The 16,615-nt window shown below is 62.6% G+C and carries 13 protein-coding genes; 4 read left to right on the top strand and 9 right to left on the bottom strand.

Translation table 11 applies throughout. From position 1 onward, the window contains the following. Positions 1 to 3 precede the first annotated feature (3 nt). The 5 genes from ACZ41G_RS03020 to ACZ41G_RS03000 form a co-directional block, all read right to left on the bottom strand. Entirely contained in the window at positions 4 to 1,701 is a 1,698-nt protein-coding gene (locus ACZ41G_RS03020; RefSeq protein ID WP_321046470.1) for an NAD+ synthase, read from the bottom strand. A gap of 45 nt (positions 1,702 to 1,746) precedes the next feature. Beyond that, on the bottom strand, positions 1,747 to 2,898 hold the full coding sequence (locus ACZ41G_RS03015) for a M20 metallopeptidase family protein (protein ID WP_321046478.1): 1,152 nt from the start codon (positions 2,896 to 2,898) through the stop codon (positions 1,747 to 1,749). Positions 2,899 to 2,965: 67 nt separating this feature from the next. Continuing rightward, entirely contained in the window at positions 2,966 to 3,673 is a 708-nt protein-coding gene (locus ACZ41G_RS03010; RefSeq protein ID WP_321046471.1) for a methionine ABC transporter permease, read from the bottom strand. Further along, positions 3,670 to 4,806 carry a methionine ABC transporter ATP-binding protein gene (locus tag ACZ41G_RS03005; RefSeq protein ID WP_464145879.1) on the bottom strand — a complete coding sequence of 379 codons (1,137 nt, stop codon included), beginning with the start codon at positions 4,804 to 4,806 and terminating at the stop codon, positions 3,670 to 3,672. Before ACZ41G_RS03005 ends, ACZ41G_RS03010 begins: the two co-directional genes overlap by 4 nt. Positions 4,807 to 4,925: 119 nt before the next feature. Then, complete coding sequence (locus ACZ41G_RS03000) at positions 4,926 to 5,915, bottom strand: MetQ/NlpA family ABC transporter substrate-binding protein (protein ID WP_464145877.1); 990 nt, start codon at positions 5,913 to 5,915, stop codon at positions 4,926 to 4,928. A gap of 310 nt (positions 5,916 to 6,225) precedes the next feature. Between ACZ41G_RS03000 and ACZ41G_RS02995 the strand changes: the two genes are divergently transcribed. Beyond that, positions 6,226 to 7,050: a Cof-type HAD-IIB family hydrolase gene (locus ACZ41G_RS02995; protein ID WP_321046474.1), complete on the top strand. Its 825-nt coding sequence runs from the start codon at positions 6,226 to 6,228 to the stop codon at positions 7,048 to 7,050. Positions 7,051 to 7,189: 139 nt separating this feature from the next. Beyond that, positions 7,190 to 7,729 carry a peptidylprolyl isomerase gene (locus ACZ41G_RS02990; protein WP_464145875.1) on the top strand — a complete coding sequence of 180 codons (540 nt, stop codon included), beginning with the start codon at positions 7,190 to 7,192 and terminating at the stop codon, positions 7,727 to 7,729. Between the two features lie 124 nt (positions 7,730 to 7,853). Here ACZ41G_RS02990 and ACZ41G_RS02985 read toward each other — a convergent pair whose 3' ends face one another. From ACZ41G_RS02985 to ACZ41G_RS02975, 3 genes are all read right to left on the bottom strand, one after another. Next, a complete protein-coding gene (locus ACZ41G_RS02985; RefSeq protein WP_321046479.1) occupies positions 7,854 to 10,145 on the bottom strand; it encodes a RelA/SpoT family protein in 2,292 nt (763 codons plus the stop codon). A gap of 222 nt (positions 10,146 to 10,367) precedes the next feature. Next, positions 10,368 to 10,847 (bottom strand): dUTP diphosphatase, encoded by a 480-nt coding sequence (gene dut / locus ACZ41G_RS02980; RefSeq protein WP_464145873.1) that lies wholly within the window; start codon positions 10,845 to 10,847, stop codon positions 10,368 to 10,370. Then, on the bottom strand, positions 10,847 to 11,137 hold the full coding sequence (locus tag ACZ41G_RS02975; RefSeq protein WP_015450273.1) for a DUF4193 domain-containing protein: 291 nt from the start codon (positions 11,135 to 11,137) through the stop codon (positions 10,847 to 10,849). The genes dut and ACZ41G_RS02975 overlap by 1 nt, the downstream gene beginning before the upstream one ends. Positions 11,138 to 11,297: 160 nt before the next feature. Here ACZ41G_RS02975 and sepH point away from each other — a divergent pair, with 160 nt between their 5' ends. After that, entirely contained in the window at positions 11,298 to 12,482 is a 1,185-nt protein-coding gene (gene sepH / locus ACZ41G_RS02970) for a septation protein SepH (RefSeq protein WP_464145870.1), read from the top strand. Between the two features lie 78 nt (positions 12,483 to 12,560). Here the strand turns inward: sepH and ACZ41G_RS02965 are convergent, their stop codons facing one another. Beyond that, positions 12,561 to 13,778, bottom strand: a complete 1,218-nt coding sequence (locus tag ACZ41G_RS02965; protein ID WP_033505733.1) for an alkaline phosphatase family protein — start codon at positions 13,776 to 13,778, stop codon at positions 12,561 to 12,563. A gap of 87 nt (positions 13,779 to 13,865) precedes the next feature. Between ACZ41G_RS02965 and ACZ41G_RS02960 the strand changes: the two genes are divergently transcribed. Further along, positions 13,866 to 16,544, top strand: a complete 2,679-nt coding sequence (locus ACZ41G_RS02960; protein ID WP_464145868.1) for a DNA gyrase/topoisomerase IV subunit A — start codon at positions 13,866 to 13,868, stop codon at positions 16,542 to 16,544. Positions 16,545 to 16,615 lie beyond the last annotated feature (71 nt).

The raw sequence follows: 16,615 nt of genomic DNA, 5'->3' as shown, positions 1-16,615 counted from the left end.
ACCTTACTCGCGGAACGCGCTCGTCACCGGCAAGCGGCGGTCGCGCCCGAAGGCGAGCGCAGTGACTTTCGGGCCGAGCGGGTACTGACGGCGTTTCCATTCGGCGCGGTCGACGAGCCGCATCACCGTATCGACGGTCTTCTCATCGAAGCCGTCGGCCAGCAGATCGGCGCGGCCGTGGGCGTGTTCGATGTATGCGGCGAGCACCTGGTCGAGCAACGCATATTCAGGCAGGGAGTCGGAATCCTTCTGTCCCGGGCGAAGTTCAGCACTCGGAGCCTTGGTGATTGAATTGACCGGGATAATGATGTCGTTCGGGGCGGGCTTGCCGTGCTCCCCTGCTTCGTTCCCGACGATATGCAGCCCACCGATGCCCATGCCGTGCGCGCAAGCCTCGTTGCGCCACCGGGCGAGTTCCCATACACGGGTCTTGAGCAGGTCCTTGATGGGCGCGTACCCGCCGACGGCGTCGCCGTAGATGGTCGAATATCCGCAGGCGAGTTCGGATTTGTTGCCTGTGGCGAGCGCGAGCACACCCTTTGAGTTGGAATACGCCATGACGATGACACCGCGGATGCGCGCCTGGAGGTTTTCGGCGGCTACACCCTCGAGATGCAGCTGGTTTTGGTAGGCAACGAACAGCGGCTCGATCGGCTGGATGTCATAGTGGGCGCCGATGTTGGCCGCAAGGTCAGCCGCGTCGTCCTTCGAACCGTCGGAGGAGTACATGCTGGGCATGGAGATGCCCCATACATTCGCCCCTCCGCAGGCGTCCGCGGCCATGGCCGCTACGAGCGCGGAATCGATGCCGCCGGACAGGCCCAGGCACACGCCGCTGAAATGGTTCTTGCGCATGTAGTCCTTGAGCCCGAGCACGCAGGCGGTGTAGACCTCCTCGTCCTTGTCTGGCGCCGGGGCGATGCCCCCAGTCGTCTGACGCTCGGCGTCGGTGTCGAAGTCGAACAGGCCCAGATCCTCCACGAACATAGGCGAGCGTTGCAGCAGCGTGCCGTCGGCGTCCACGGTGAAGCTGCCGCCGTCGAAGACAAGATCGTCCTGACCGCCGACCTGATTGACGTACACCACCGGTGCTGAAACTTCCTTCGCGCGCCGGACGGCCAGATCGAAACGCGTGTGGGTCTTGCCTTCCTCGTAAGGCGAACCGTTCATGGTGACCAGCACGTCGATGCCACGGCCGGCAAGCTCGGCGACCGGGCCTCCGTCCTGCCAGATGTCTTCGCAAATGGCGAATCCAAGCCGCACGCCATCGACTTCGACAATGGTTGAATGATCGCCCGGAGAGAAGATGCGGAACTCGTCGAACACGCCGTAATTGGGCAGGAAATGCTTGTCGTACCCCGCCCAGACCACGCCATCGTGCAGCACGACGAGCCGGTTGCGCGGTTTGTCGGACGCATGGTCGGTGCCGACCGTGCCGACGACCACATACACATCGCCCAATCCGTCGGCTTCAAGTTCTGTGGCAAGCCAGTTCGCCTTGTCCCACGCGGCTTTGCGGAAGGTGCGTCTGAGTGCGAGATCCTCGATCGGGTACCCGGTCAAGGTCATCTCCGGGAATACGACCACCTGCGCATGCTGCTTTGCCGCGCGGTGCGCGTACTCCAGCGTCTTCTCGGCGTTGCCTTCAAGGTCGCCGACGCAGGTATCGATCTGAGCGAGTGCTATGCGAATCTGTGCCATACCCCCAGCATAATGAGGGTATGGCACAACGAGATGTCCTGTGGATCAAAACGCTACTTCGTCGAGCACGCGCAACGCGGCGTTGATATAGAACTCGGCGCCCGTTTTGACGGCTGCGTCCTTGGCGATGAACTTCGGGCTGTGCAGGCCGTGATGATCCGGACCGCCGTTCGAGCCGACGAAGGCGAAGACCACCGGGCAGACCTTGCTGAACTCGACGAAATCCTCCCCTGCCATGGACGGGTGGATCGGCTGCAGATCCGCATAGTTCGGCACATCCTTGGCGACGGCTTTCGCCAGATACGGGTCGGAGACCAGCGGGTCCTGGAAATCATCCCAGCGGAAATCGGCGCTGATGCCGTACGCGGCGGCGGTGTGTTCCACGATCGCGCGCATCCGGCGTTCGGCGAGCTGGGAGTCCTCCTTGTAGAAGTAGCGGACGGTTCCGAGGAATCCGGCTTCTGCGGGCACGACATTCCACACGTCACCGCCGTGGACTTCCGTCACGGAGACGACCAGCGGGTGGAACGGCGTCGCATTGCGGCTGACGATGGTCTGCAAGGACAGGATCATCGACGCCATCGCCTCCAGCGGACCGGTGCCCAGATGCGGGTATCCGGCGTGCGTGCCTTCGGCGTGCAGATCGACGTAGAATTTCACGCATCCGGCCATCATCGGCTCAACACCGACCGCCAGCTGGCCCGGCGTATAGTCCGGATTGTTATGCGTGCCGATCATCGCGTCGAGATCGTCCACCGCGCCGGAATCGACGACGGATTTCGCGCCGCGCCCGGTCTCCTCAGCGGGTTGGAACACGATTTTCAGGCTGCCGTTGATCCGGTCGCGGTGGGAGACGAACCATTCGACCGCTCCGAGCAGGCTGGTCATGTGGATGTCGTGCCCGCAGGCGTGCATGACGCCCGGATTGCGCGAGGCGAACTCCACGCCGCTTTCCTCGGTGACCGGCAGGCCGTCGATATCGGCGCGCAGACCGACACGGGGACCGCCGTACTCGCCTTCGATCAGACCGATGACTCCGGTGCTCAGCGACGTGTCCAGCACTTCGACGCCCAGCGAACGCAGTTTGTTCGTCAAGAATGTGGTGGTGTTGACTTCCTTGAAACTCAATTCCGGTGTCTCATGCAGATGACGTCTGATCGCGACCAGATCATCAGTGAGCTCGATCTGCTCGTTCATCGGTTCATCGCTGTGCAATGCCATGGTTCCTCCCCTTGATCGTGAATCCTTCCGTGCCTCGTACCGCTCAACGCTGACGTTTGAGCACATGCTTGGCGAGCGCATTGGCGATCGCCTGCACGACCTGTACCAAGACAATCATGATGACCACCGCAGACCAGGTGACTGTCTGGTCGAACTTCTGGTAGCCGTATGCGATGGCGAAGTTACCCAGGCCGCCGCCGCCGATGTACCCTGCCATCGCGGACATGTCGAGTACGCCGATGAACAGGAACGCATACGCGAGGATCAGGGGCCCCAGGGCTTCGGGGATGAGCACGGTTCGGATGATGGTGAATTTCGAGGCGCCCATCGCCCGTGCCGCTTCGATTACGCCGGGATCGACTGGTACGAGGTTCTGTTCGACCAGTCGTGACGTGGCGAAAGTGCACATGACGACCATCGGAAAGATGGCGGCCGCCGTGCCGATGGACGTGCCGACCACCTTGATGGTCAGCGGCTGCATCGCGGCGAGGAAGATGATGAACGGAATCGGCCGGATGATGTTCACGATCACGTCCAGGATGTGATACACCACGCTGTTCTCGAACAGGTTGCCGGGACGTGTGCCATACAGGATCACGCCAAGGACAAGCCCCAGGAATCCGCCGATCAGCAGGGTGACGAGCACCATCTCCAAGGTTTGCGCCACGGATTGCAGCAACAGGGGTTTCAACACCGTCCAATCGGATGTGCTGGCGAGACTTGTCGCAGCGTCAATCGTCCATGCGTTCATCGTGTCTCTCCTTCATCCGCCGCGACCGCCCGGCCATACTCCACCGGGTGGCTGGCGGTACCGAAATCAATGACATCGCTGTCTTCGCGCAATGCCGTGAGGAATTCACCGAACCGCGGGTTCGTGTCGTCGAACACGTAGGTGATCGCGCCGACCGCCGAGCCGCCCACGGTGTCCATACCGCCGTAGACCAGCCCGCTGTGGATGCCGTATTGGGCGATGAGGTCGGAAATGTTCTGTCCGGACGCTTTGACCGCGGGACGGCCGTCCGCCGCGGGAATGTCCTTCTGCCGTACCAGGACGCTGACGAGCCTGCCGTCCCACTCCTCATGCAGTTTCGCGACACGCGGGGCGTCCGGAAGCCCGGACAATGCGGTGGCGATGAACCGTCGCGTCACGCTGCGCTGCGGGGCGGCGAATACGTCGTACACGTCGCCGCGTTCCACGATTTTGCCTGCACTCATAACCGCCACCTTGTGGGCGATCTGCTGGACGACGTTCATCTGGTGGGTGATGAGCACGATGGTGACACCGAGCTGCTCGTTGACTCGTTTGAGCAAGGCGAGCACTTCCGCCGTGGTTTCGGGGTCGAGCGCGCTGGTCGCCTCATCTGCCAGCAGGATCTTCGGATTCGTGGCGAGCGCCCGTGCGATACCGACCCGCTGTTTCTGCCCGCCGGACAGTTGCGAGGGGTATTTGTCTTTGTGTTCGCGCAGCCCGACGAAGTCAAGCAGCTCGTCCACGCGCTTGTCCTGATAATCTTTGCGCCAATGGTCGAGTTGCAGCGGGTAGGCGATGTTCTGGGCGACCGTTTTGGTGGAGAACAGGTTGAACTGCTGGAAGATCATGCCGATTTTCTGGCGGATCGGACGCAGCTTCGACTCGCTCAGCTGGTCCACCCGCGTACCGAGCACGGTGACCGACCCCGATGTGGGGCGTTCCAACGCGTTGACCATGCGCACCAGCGTCGATTTACCGGCGCCCGAATACCCGATGATGCCGTAGATGTCTCCGGCGTCGATCTCAAGACTGACATCGTCCACCGCGCGTGTCGTCCCGCGCTCCTGCCCACCGCCTGCACGACGGCGATACTCTTTGACCACATGGTCGAAGGTGATGACTGCTTCTGCCATCGTTGCCTCCTTGGTATGCCTTCCGCAATATGTCTTCCACCGCTCTAGGCCCGGCCCAAGCTTTCGCCTGGCACCGGGCCTAGAGTTTCAGGATAATCGCGGGTCTGCCATCGGCGAGGTCACTGCTGAGCCTTGGCTTCCTTTTCGATGGTCGCCAGGTAGCTTTGCAGCTGTTTGGCGGTGAACTTGCTCGCCGAGACGGCGGTGCCGTCGGACTGCGCGTTGAGCTTATCGAAGACCGTCTTCGACTGGGCGATCTTGACGAGCTTGAGATAGGTCGCGTTATTCACATCAGCCTTGCGGGCTACGAAGGCGTTGATGTACGGGCGGGCCTCCTCGCTTTCAGCATCATCCTGGTAGATGGCGTCCTTGGCTTTGAGCCCCGCGTCCGCGACATAGTCGTTGTTGATCACACCGGCGACGACCTGCGGGTCCTTGAGCGAGTTGGCGACCTGCTCGGCCTTCAGCGGAGTGACCTTGACCTTGGACTTGGCGGTGTCGATGTCGTTCGGCGTGGCGAATGCGGTCCACTTGCCCTTGAGCGTCACCAGCCCTGCGGACTTGAGCACGCCGATGGCGCGCGCCTGATTGGTCTCGTCGTTCGGGATGGCGACCGTCTGGCCGGCCTGGATGTCATCGACGCTCTTGACCTTGGTGGAGTAGACGCCCAGCGGGAAGATCGCAGTGCCGCCGATCGGCTGCAGGTCCTTATTGTTCTTCACGTTGTAGTTCGCCAAGTACAGCAGGTGCTGGAACTCGTTGAGGTCAAGATCGCCGGAGTCAAGCGCCGGGTTCTCTGACGTGTAGTCCTGGAAATCAACGATCTTCACATAGATGCCCGCCGCTTCGGCTTCCTTCTGGAATTCCACCCATTGCGGGTCGGTCGCACCGACCACGCCGATTTTCACCGGGTTGGACTTGGAACCCTTGGCGGCGGAATCACTGCCGCCCTTGGCCGCGCGGACGCCGAAGAACACCGCGACAGCGATCAGCGCGATGACGATGACGGCGATGACGATATTACGGCCGGTGTGGTTGACGCGGACCGGTTCCTGCGGGTCGGACAGCGGCGCTGCAGGCTGGTTGTGCTCGGATGATGCTTGTGCCATGATGTTCCTCTCTCTTGTGCGATGCCATGCACCGCGATCCATTCGCCGGATCCCTCCGGCTTGCCGTATCCAACACCATAGCCGCAGTTTGGCGTGGTTCCGCCCGTTTTGCGCCAATTGCCCTATTCGTGTTCGTTATAGCCTGCATCGAAACCCCGTGGATTCAAGGATTTCTCAGTTGGCGCACATCTCGTTGCTTCCCCTATCGCGTTGCCGCCGGTGTCGTACCGCGCTCCCCGTTTCACGCTCCGGGCGCGGACAGGCGTGCCGCGTACACTGGTGGCAGATACGAACAAGGAGCGACACCGACATGACTTTCCAACTTTCCCCCGAGGCGGCCGCGCAGATGAAAGCCGCGTTCTTCGACATCGACGGCACGCTGACCAGCTTCGTCACGCATATCGTGCCGCAGTCGACGATCGACGCGCTCCATGCGCTCCAGAATCGCGGCATCCGCGTGTTCATCTGCTCGGGGCGCGCCCCCTCGCATATGCGGGTCGTACTGGACACAATCCCTGTGCATTTCGACGGCATCGTCGCGCTCAACGGCCAGTACTGCTTCGATGACTCGGGATATCACGAGAGTGAGTCGCTCGACCCGGACGACATCCACACCATCGTCTCCTGGCTGGACGCGCACCCGGACGTGGTCGCGAATTTCTGCGAGCGCGACTACGTGTATTTCAACCAAATCACCGACACCATGCGCGAAACATGGCGTCAGCTGGGTAAAACCGCGCCCAAGGTGTTCGTCGACAACCCGCATGAGCGCATCGGCAAGCATGTGACCTACCAGATCAGCCCGTATATCACCCCTGAAGCCGAGCGCGAACTGACGGCGTTGTGCCGGCACACCACGGGCGTACGCTGGCACCCATCGTTCACGGACCTGATTCCCGCAGACGGCGGCAAACCGCGGGGCATCCAACGTTTTTGCGACCATTACGGCTTCACACGCGAGCAGACAATCGCGTTCGGCGACGGCGGCAACGATGCGACCATGCTCGCCTACGCCGGGCTCGGCGTGGCGATGGGCAACGCGACCGATGACGCCAAGCAGGCGGCGGATTGGGTGACCGACGACGTGGACCATGACGGTATTCTGCACGCCTTGGAACATTTCGGCATCCTGTGATACCGACTGTGGGGTTTCCGGCGTGGCCTGCATCGAATCCGCCAGGCAGCGCAATGTCTGGGCAACGCCGCCGACCGGCGCTTGGCGCGGGGAGCGTAACAGCCGCTCCCCCGTCCCCTCGCTATGAGACGATGGAGACATGACCACAGTTATCATGCATACCACCGAGGGCGACATCACCCTCAATCTTTTCGACGAGCAGACCCCGAACACCGTGGCGAACTTCCTCGGTCTCGCCACCGGCGAACAGGCGTGGCGCGACCCCTTCACCGGCGAGGAGAAGCACGACCCGTTCTATGACGGCCTGACTTTCCACCGCATCATCAAGGATTTCATGATCCAGGGCGGTTGCCCGATCGGCAACGGCACCGGCGGCCCTGGCTACGAGTTCGATGACGAGATTGTTCCCGGTCTGGTCTTCGACCGCCCGTATCTGCTGGCCATGGCGAACGCCGGCCTGCGCCGCGGTCGCGACGGCCAGCCGCACGGCACCAACGGTTCGCAGTTCTTCATCACCACGGTCCCGACGCCGTGGCTCAACGGGCATCACACCATTTTCGGCGAGGTCGCCGATGACGCTTCGAAGGCGATCGTCGACAAGCTCGACGCCGTGGCGACGGACCGTTCCGACGCCCCGCTGGAGCCGGTCGGCATCACGTCGGTGGAAGTCGTGAAGTAAGCCGTCGGCTTGGCGCGACCCACACTGGAGCGACGCCCCCGCACAGGTAGTGCGGGGGCGTCGCCATATGTTACAGGGTATCGTGGCAGTCTTGTCCAGCAGCCTTGGCGTTCACGGTATGCTGCTACTCCTGCATGCGGCGCAGACGTGGTTCAGCGGAATCCTTCGCACCGGTGATGCGGTAGACGTCGAAGACGCCGTCGATCTTGCGCACAGCTGCCAGCAGCGTGTTGAGGTGCTGCGGCTCAGCCATCTCGAAGGAGAACTGGCTGGTTGCCACGCGGTCGGATCCCGTGGAGATCGAACCGGAGATGATATTGACCCCGTGATCGGACAGCACACGCGTCACGTCGGACAGCAGGTGCGGACGGTCCAGCGCCTCGACCTGAATCTTGACCATGAACAGGCCCTTGGTGCTGGTCCATTCCACCGGGATTACACGCTCGGGCTGTCGCTTCTCCAGGTCGAGCATGTTCTGGCAGTCGGTGCGGTGCACGGAAACACCCTGGTTGCGGGTGATGAAGCCGATGATGTCGTCGCCTGGCACCGGCGTGCAGCAGCGTGCGAGCTTCACCCACACGTCGTCCACGCCCTTGACGGAAACGCCGATCGAGTTCGAATGCTTCTTGCTACGTTCCACCTGCCGCAGCGGCAGCACCTCTTGCTCGACCTCCTCGTTGACTTCGGAAGGTCCGGCGTCCTTGACGAGGCGGGCAATCACGTTCTGTGTGGAGATCTGGCCGTTGCCGATCGCCGCATACACAGCGTCGGGGTTTGGGAAATTGAGTTCCTCGGCCACGCCGACCAGCGCCTCCGGGGTCAGTAGCGTGGAAATCGGCAGATTGCGCTTACGCATCGCACGCGTCAGCTCGTCCTTGCCTTCCTCAATCGCCTCGGTGCGGCGTTCCTTGCTGAACCATTGGCGGATCTTGTTGCGCGCCTTCGGACTTTTCACGAAGCTCAGCCAGTCGCGTGACGGGCCGGCGGTGTCAGATTTCGAAGTGAGCACTTCAACCGTGTCGCCGTTTTCAAGCTTCGTATCGAGCGGGACGAGCCGTCCGTTGACGCGGGCACCCATGGTGCGGTGGCCTACCTCGGTATGCACGGCGTACGCGAAATCAACTGGCGTGGCGTCCGCGGGCAGAGAGACGATTTTGCCTTTCGGTGTGAACACGTACACCTCGGAAGCGCCGAGGTCCTCCTTGAGCGAACCGAGGAACTCGTTGGAATCCGGCGTTTCGCTGGTCCAGTCGGCCAGCTGCTGAATCCACTTGAGGTTGTCGGCCTCGTCGAGGTCCTTGCCGTCCTCGCGCTTGCGGTCGTCCTTGTCCGGATCGCTCAGCGCGCGGCCCGCCTGACCGTTCGCCTTGTACTTCCAGTGCGCGGCGATGCCGAATTCCGCCCGCCGGTGCATGTCCCAGGTGCGGATCTGGATCTCGACAGGCTTACCGCCAGGCCCGACCACCGTGGTGTGCAGACTTTGGTACATGTTGAGTTTCGGCATGGCGATGTAGTCCTTGAACCGGCCGGGGACCGGGTTCCACCGCGCATGCACGGCACCGAGCGCCGCATAGCAGTCTTGGATGGTGTCGACGATGATGCGCACGCCGACCAGATCGTAGATATTCGAAAAATCGTGCCCGCGCACGATCATCTTCTGATAGATGGAGAAGTAGTCCTTCGGGCGTCCGGTGACGGTCGCCTTGATATTCAGATCGTCGAGATCCTCATTGATTTCGGCGATGATCTGCTTGAGGTAGACGTCGCGCTGGCCCGCCCTGCGCGCGACAAGCACAACAATCTCGTTGTAGATCTTCGGGTAGAGAACCTTGAAACTCAGCTCCTCGAGCTCGGTTTTGATGGCGTTCATACCCAGCCGGTTGGCGAGCGGCGCGTAGACGTCCAGCGTCTCGCGCGCCTTGCGTTGGGCGTTCGCCGGCTTGACATAGCGCCACGTCCGGGCGTTGTGCACGCGGTCGGCGAGCTTGACGACGAGCACGCGCACGTCACGGCTCATGGCGACCACCATTTTGCGGATGGTCTCAGCCTGTGCCGAGTCACCGTACTCCATCTTCGAAAGTTTGGTGACGCCGTCCACGAGCCCGGTGACGGTATCGCCGAATTCGGCGCGGCATTGGGCGAGCGTGTAATCGGTGTCCTCAACCGTGTCGTGGAGCAGCCCGGCCGCCACGACGACCGGCCCCATGCCCAAGTCTGCAAGAATCTGCGCGACGGACAGCGGGTGGATGATATACGGTTCGCCGGATTTGCGTCGCTGGGTGGAATGCTGGACGACCGCACGCCGATAGGCGCGCTCCAGAATGTCCATATCCTCGTCCGGATGGTGGGATTGGCACATGCGCAGGATGGGCTGGAGCGGATCGAGCGGATCAGCGCTGATCTCGCAGCCCAGCATATGGGCGGAGGCGAAATCGTCGTCTTGCGATGTCTGACCGGATGCGCCCTGCCCAGCCGGGACACCTGCCTTCGTCCCCTGCGTCTGCCGTGGCTCGGTGTCCTCGCCGTCGTGCGATTCGTTGAACTCAGTCATCGCTCCACCTCCCTGAACGCGTACGCCTGCCATCAAGCGGCATAACAAGCCCGTTGTACCACGGATAGTACCACTTCGACGCGCATGTCAGGAACGGGACAGCCCTGTGGACCCGAATCCGCGTTCCGCGCGGTCTGAACCGGGCAGCCGCTCGGCAGGCACGAATGTCGCCTCGACGTACCGTTGGATGACCATCTGCGCGATGCGGTCCCCCGCGTGCAACGACACCGTGTGCTCTGGGTCGAGGTTGATCAGCGGCACCTTGATTTCGCCGCGATACCCTGCATCGATTGTGCCGGGGGCGTTGAGAACCGTGACCCCCTGCTTGACCGCGAGCCCGGAGCGCGGGTGGACGAGCGCGACATACCCGGCGGGCAGCGCGATCGCGATTCCGGTGGGCACCAAGGCACGCTCGAATGGACGGAGCGTGACGCCCTCGGAGGCGGTCAAATCAGCGCCGGCGTCGCCGGCATGCGCGTATCTGAGCGTGTCGGGATACGGCTGACGCAAGTACTTGACCAGTACCTCGGTGGTTTCCGGCTCGACATAGCCTTCATCGACCGCCATCAGGCCGCGCACTCCTTGCACACCGGCTGGCCGTCCTCGTCCGTATAGGCGAGCTGGCTGCGGTGCTTGACCAGGAAGCATTCGGAACAGATGAATTCGTCGCCCTGCATCGGGATGACGGTCACCGAAGCGTCCTCGTTGCTCAAATCGGCGCCCGGCAGCTCGTAGTCCTCAGCGATGGCGTTCTCGTCATCGTCCTCGTTCGACGTGTTCTGCGTGCTCTTGCCGAGTTCCTGGAGCGACTCCTCATCCTCGTCCTTGCCGCGTGGGGAATCATAGTCCTGGGCCATCGCATCCTCCTCATGAGTTATGTGTTACGCGCCATAGAATACATGACCTGTACCCCGCATAGGATACACGTTTCCAAAACATCGTAAAATACGACACGAAGCCGGTGTTTTCCGGGGTAGTGTAGGAAGTGTTCCCAAAGACGAGGAAAGTGGTGCGCACATGCCTGAAAATCCTATACAGGAAGCCAAGTTCGACCATGTCGGACGCAACGGGGAGCTCGTGTTCTCCTTGCGCGGCATGCTCTTCGGCGTCACTGTGGACGACACACTGGAACACGCCATCCTCGAAGCCAAGCAGCTCAAGGCCGAAAAACAGCGGTATCAACAAACCCCGCCGACTTCCAGTCTGCCGATTTCGCAGATCCAGTCGCTGATTCGCGCCGGCGCGGAACCCGAGCAGGTCGCGCAACGCTACGGCCTGAGCGAAACGCTGGTCAGGCGCTTCTCCAGCGGGGTGGAGACCGAGAAACAGTATGCAATTGAGCAGTTCTTCATGCTGCCCGCCCCCAAGGATTCCCGCGTGCACACCGTCTCCGAGCTCATCGAGCGCACGCTCGCGGCGGCGGGAATCGGCATGGAATCGGTATCCTGGAGCGCGACACGCCGGGGGTTGGAGCCTTGGAAGATCACCGCTCGGTTCGAATCGGCCGGCAACCGCGTCAGCGCGTCATGGTCATGGAATATGCATGACAACGCCATGGTGTGTCTCGACGCCACGGCCAAGAAACTTGTCGGTGAAAACCGCGCCAGCGATGACGGCGACGAGGGGCCGAACTTCCCCATTTCGCTGAACATCCCTGGCGATTCGGTCCGTTCGGCACGCATCGAACGCGCCGTTTCCGCGTGGAGGGCGCCGCAATCCGATTCCGCGGCTTCACCGGTCCGGCCAGCGCCTGCGACGGCATCGTCTGCCGCAACCCCCTCTGCCGCAACCCCGTCGCAAGACCGCGATGCCTCAAGCAAGCCGCCACTGCCGTCAGCGTCCAAACCGGTGCCGAACCCGGCCGCCGCGACACGCCCGCACCAGCAGACAACACCGGTTTCCGCATTGACTCCGGCGCACGACACGCGCACACAGCAGGCGTCGGCATCCCCGGCAAGCGCCCGGCGCGACATGCCGACAGAACACGATGTCCACCATGTGGACACTGCCACCGGGCAATCAAGGCAATCCGCCGTCCAGAACGCATCCAATGCGGACGCGACCGCCACACGGAAGTTATCCGGAGATACCAACCCGGCTCAGACCGCTGCCGATCAGGCCCATGACGCAAAAACACAACGGCGTGCCCACGGCAAAGGCCGCAAAATGCCCAGCTGGGATGAAATCCTGTTCGGAGACTGATCCCGCAGACTTATTGCAGATTGCGCCGCTTGCCGCGGTATAAAAGCCGCTCCCTCACTTCGTGGGTTCAATCGACACTCACGCCACGTCCATCAACAGCGGGATATCCGACTCGGCCATACTGAGCGAACCATGGACGCTCGGCAGCCGGGTCGCCTTATCGGTCTGGGTTCTGGAATCCACGATGGTCACGCGCCCCGCCGCGTGAACGAGCACATCACCAATCATGGGCCTGACCCGATCATCAACAGGTCCGAATAAACCCAAGGCAATAGCCTGCGCCCGCGTACGCACCACGGCACGCTCCCCGAGGATGTTCTGCCAGCGTTCCGCAACCTCATCGGGGTCGGCGTCGTCCTCGGTGTACAGCATGACCGCGCGCGGCTCGCCGCCGACCAGACGCACCCCACGGGCAAGATCGGGCTGCTCGGCGATGTCGATACGCTGATCGGGATCGACCTCGATCATGCCGTGGTCGGCGGTGATAACAATCAGCGTGCCCCGCGGCGCACGCCGGCGCAGCAGATGCAACTGCGCGTCCACCCCCTCGAATGCCGCAATCCAATGGTCGGAATTCCACCCGTAATTGTGCCCGACCTTATCAGTGTCCCTGATGTACAAGTATGTCAGCCCCGGCTCACGGGCAGCCTCGCACGCCAATCGCACCCGGTCGGTCGGCCTGATGCTGCCGTGGTAGTCCGGCCCGCGCAACGCGGCACGGGTGAGCGGGGAATTCGAGAATTTCGGCAGCCCGACACTGGTCACCCGCACACCGCGACCGGAAAGCGTCTCGAACACGGTCGGCATCCGCTGCAGATCCTGTGGGTCAGGGGCGTCGCGGAACTGGATGAGCTGGCACAACTGCCCGGTTGCGGGGTTGCATTGCGTATACCCGGTCATTCCGGTCAGCCCCGGGCAAGAACCGGTTCCAAAGGTCGCCATGGCCGCCACCGTGGTGGACGGCGAGCATGTGCTGATAGGCCGGGTGTTCACACTATCGGCGAGCAGCGAGCGCAGATACGGGGCATGTCCGATCCGTGACGCGATATTCCAGTAGCCCAGCCCGTCCACGAGCACGACAATGACACTGGAGGCGCGTGGCATGCCCATCGCGTCGCGCAAGGCCGCCGGATCGGCGTGGACGCGGGTCGTCACAGGGCTGCCAATCGCATCGGATACCGCAGGCAGAACCGATGAGAGGTGAAGCGCCCCGCCGCGCACCACACCGCCGTCACCATAGACCGCAGGGGACGTCAATCGCAGCAATTCATCACTATCCGGCACTTCGACACTCATATGCACCATTGAAGCACCGCGACCTGAAAATGGCATGCTGGGTGGGCTTGAGGGTAGAATAGTCCGGTTATCTGTGAAGGAGAGCACATGGCATCACACCGCAAACCGGCACGCCCGTCGTATGATCCGCGTTCGGTCAAGGAGAACATCGTCGAAACGCCGTTGAAGGACGAGATGAGCAAGTCCTTCCTCGAATACGCGTACTCGGTGATTTACGCGCGTGCCCTCCCTGACGCCCGTGACGGTTTGAAGCCCGTGCAGCGGCGCATCATCTACCAGATGGGGCAGATGAACCTGAACCCGGATCGGCCATACATGAAATCGGCCCGTGTGGTCGGCGAGGTGATGGGCAAGCTTCACCCGCACGGCGATTCCGCGATTTACGAAGCTATGGTACGTCTCGCCCAGCCGTTCGCGATGCGTCTGCCGCTGGTGGACGGGCACGGTAATTTCGGCTCGCTTGACGACGGCCCCGCGGCCTCGCGATACACCGAGGCGAGGCTGGCGCCTGCAGCGCTCGGCATGAACGCGGACATCGACGAGGACACCGTTGATTTCACCCCGAATTACGACAACAAGCTCAAGGAACCGTCTGTTCTGCCGTCGGCCATCCCGAACCTGCTGGTCAACGGCGCGTCCGGCATCGCCGTCGGTATGGCGACCAATATGGCCACGCACAATCTGGGCGAGGTCGTCCAAGCAGCGAAACACCTGATGCGCCACCCCGATGCCACGCTTGAGGAGCTCATGCGCTATGTGCCGGGGCCTGACTGGCCGGGCGGCGGCATCATCATCGGCCGTGACGGCATCCGGCAGGCGTACGAGACCGGCCGTGGCGCGTTCGTCACCCGTGCGGCGACACATATCGAGAATGTGACGGCGCGCAAGAAGGCGATTGTGGTGACGGAGCTGCCGTTCATGGTCGGCCCGGAACGCGTGATGGAACGTATTTCCGAAGGCGTGAAGAACCGCCGTATCGAAGGCATTTCCAGCGCAATCGACCTGACGGATCGGCATAACGGCACGCGGCTGGTCATCGAAATCAAAACCGGGTTCGACCCCAATGCCGTGCTTGCGCAACTGTTCAAGCACACGCCGCTCGAGGACAGCTTCACCATGAACAACGTCGCGCTTGTCGACGGGCGCCCGCACACCATGGGTCTCAAGGAGATGCTCGAGGTGTGGATCGCGCACCGGCGCAATGTGATCCGGCGCCGCAGCGAATTCAGGCGCAAGAAGGCGTTGGAGCGTCTTCATCTGGTTGACGGGTTGCTGCTCGCGCTGGTGGATATCGACGAGGTGATCCAGGTCATCCGCACCTCCGACGACGCCGACAAGGCGAAAACCCGCTTGATGGCGGTGTTCGACCTTGACGAAGTGCAGGCGCAGTACATTCTCGACTTGCGGCTTCGCCGACTGACCAAGATGAGCCGGATCGAGCTGGAGGCCGAGCGCGACGAGCTCAAGCGCAAAATCGAGGAGTTGGAACGTATTCTCGGCTCCGACGAGGAGCTTGACCGTGTGGTGGTCGAGGAAATGGACCAGGCGGTCGTCCAATGGGGTACGCCGCGGCGCACGGTGCTGCTCGACCTCAACCCCGACGGGTCGCTCTCCCCTGTCCCGGTGCAAGGCCACAGCGAGGACGGGGTGCAGGACACGGCGTTGGAAGCCATCCATGCGGCATCCCGCGTGTCGGCAGCCGCGGAGGATGTCGCCGCCGCAGCGGCTGCCCGCAAAGCCGGCAATGAGGAGGATGCGACCGCGGCGCTACAACTGGACGACACGCCGTGCGCGGTGATGATGAGCGCTTCCGGGCTGATCGCCAGAACCGCGGCGAGCGCCGTCGATGTATGGAAATCCCATGCATCCGGTGGGATGGAAGATGACCGGCGTCGCGCCGCCGACGACCAGATCGTCACGGTGTTCCCCACCACGACCCGGTCGCGCTATGGTCTGGTCACCTCCGCCGGACGTCTGGTGCTCGCGGATGTAGCCGAACTGCCCGCCCTGCCCGCCCAGGACACGCTGTCGGTGGCCGGCGGAGTGCACGCCGAGGAGCTGCTGCGTTCGACGGAAAGCACCGACCCGGTCATCGGGGAACGTGTGGTGACGGCCGTGTCGATGTCGGATGGCCAGCCACCGCTCGCCATCGGTACGCTCAACGGCGTAGTCAAGCGCTGGAACCGCGAATCGCCGACCACGATGGATTCCTGGGGCATCATCGATTTGAAGGACGGGGACAGCGTAGTGTTCGCTGCCCCGGCGTCCGATGAGGACCGTCTGGTGTTCATATCATCCGACGCCTCGCTGCTCACGTACGAAGCGGGCAATGTCAGGCCGCAAGGGCGTACCGCGGGCGGTATGGCGGGCATCAGGCTGGCCGAAGGCTGCCATGTGGTCGCGTTCAACGCGATTGAGGCCGGCAAGATCGCCTGGACCTATGAGGAAGGCGACAATGGCCTGTTCTCCGCGTCCGGAGCGGTGGTGCTGACGGTTGCCGGCGATGCCGAAGCACTGCCCGGAACCGATAACGGGGCAGCGAAGGTCACACCGCTGGAAATGTACCCGACCAAGGGCCGCGGCACGGGCGGCGTGAGGTCGCAGCGCTTCCTCAAGGGACAGAACGCGCTGCTGTTCGCCTGGGTGGGCATGTACCCACTGCATGCAAGCACAGAGCATGGTACCCCGGTGGAGTTGCCGAAGCCGGATATGCGTCGAGACGGTTCGGGTGTCGAACTCGCCGCCCCGATCGCCTTCGCCGGCTGAGCTGAACTCCCTTTCGCTTCTGTCGACGCTGAGGAGCGTCCCAGCGTCGACAGAAGCGAAAGAAGTCAAGC

This window comes from Bifidobacterium porcinum, assembly GCF_055378475.1.
This window is presented reverse-complemented; position numbering and strand designations above follow the sequence as displayed.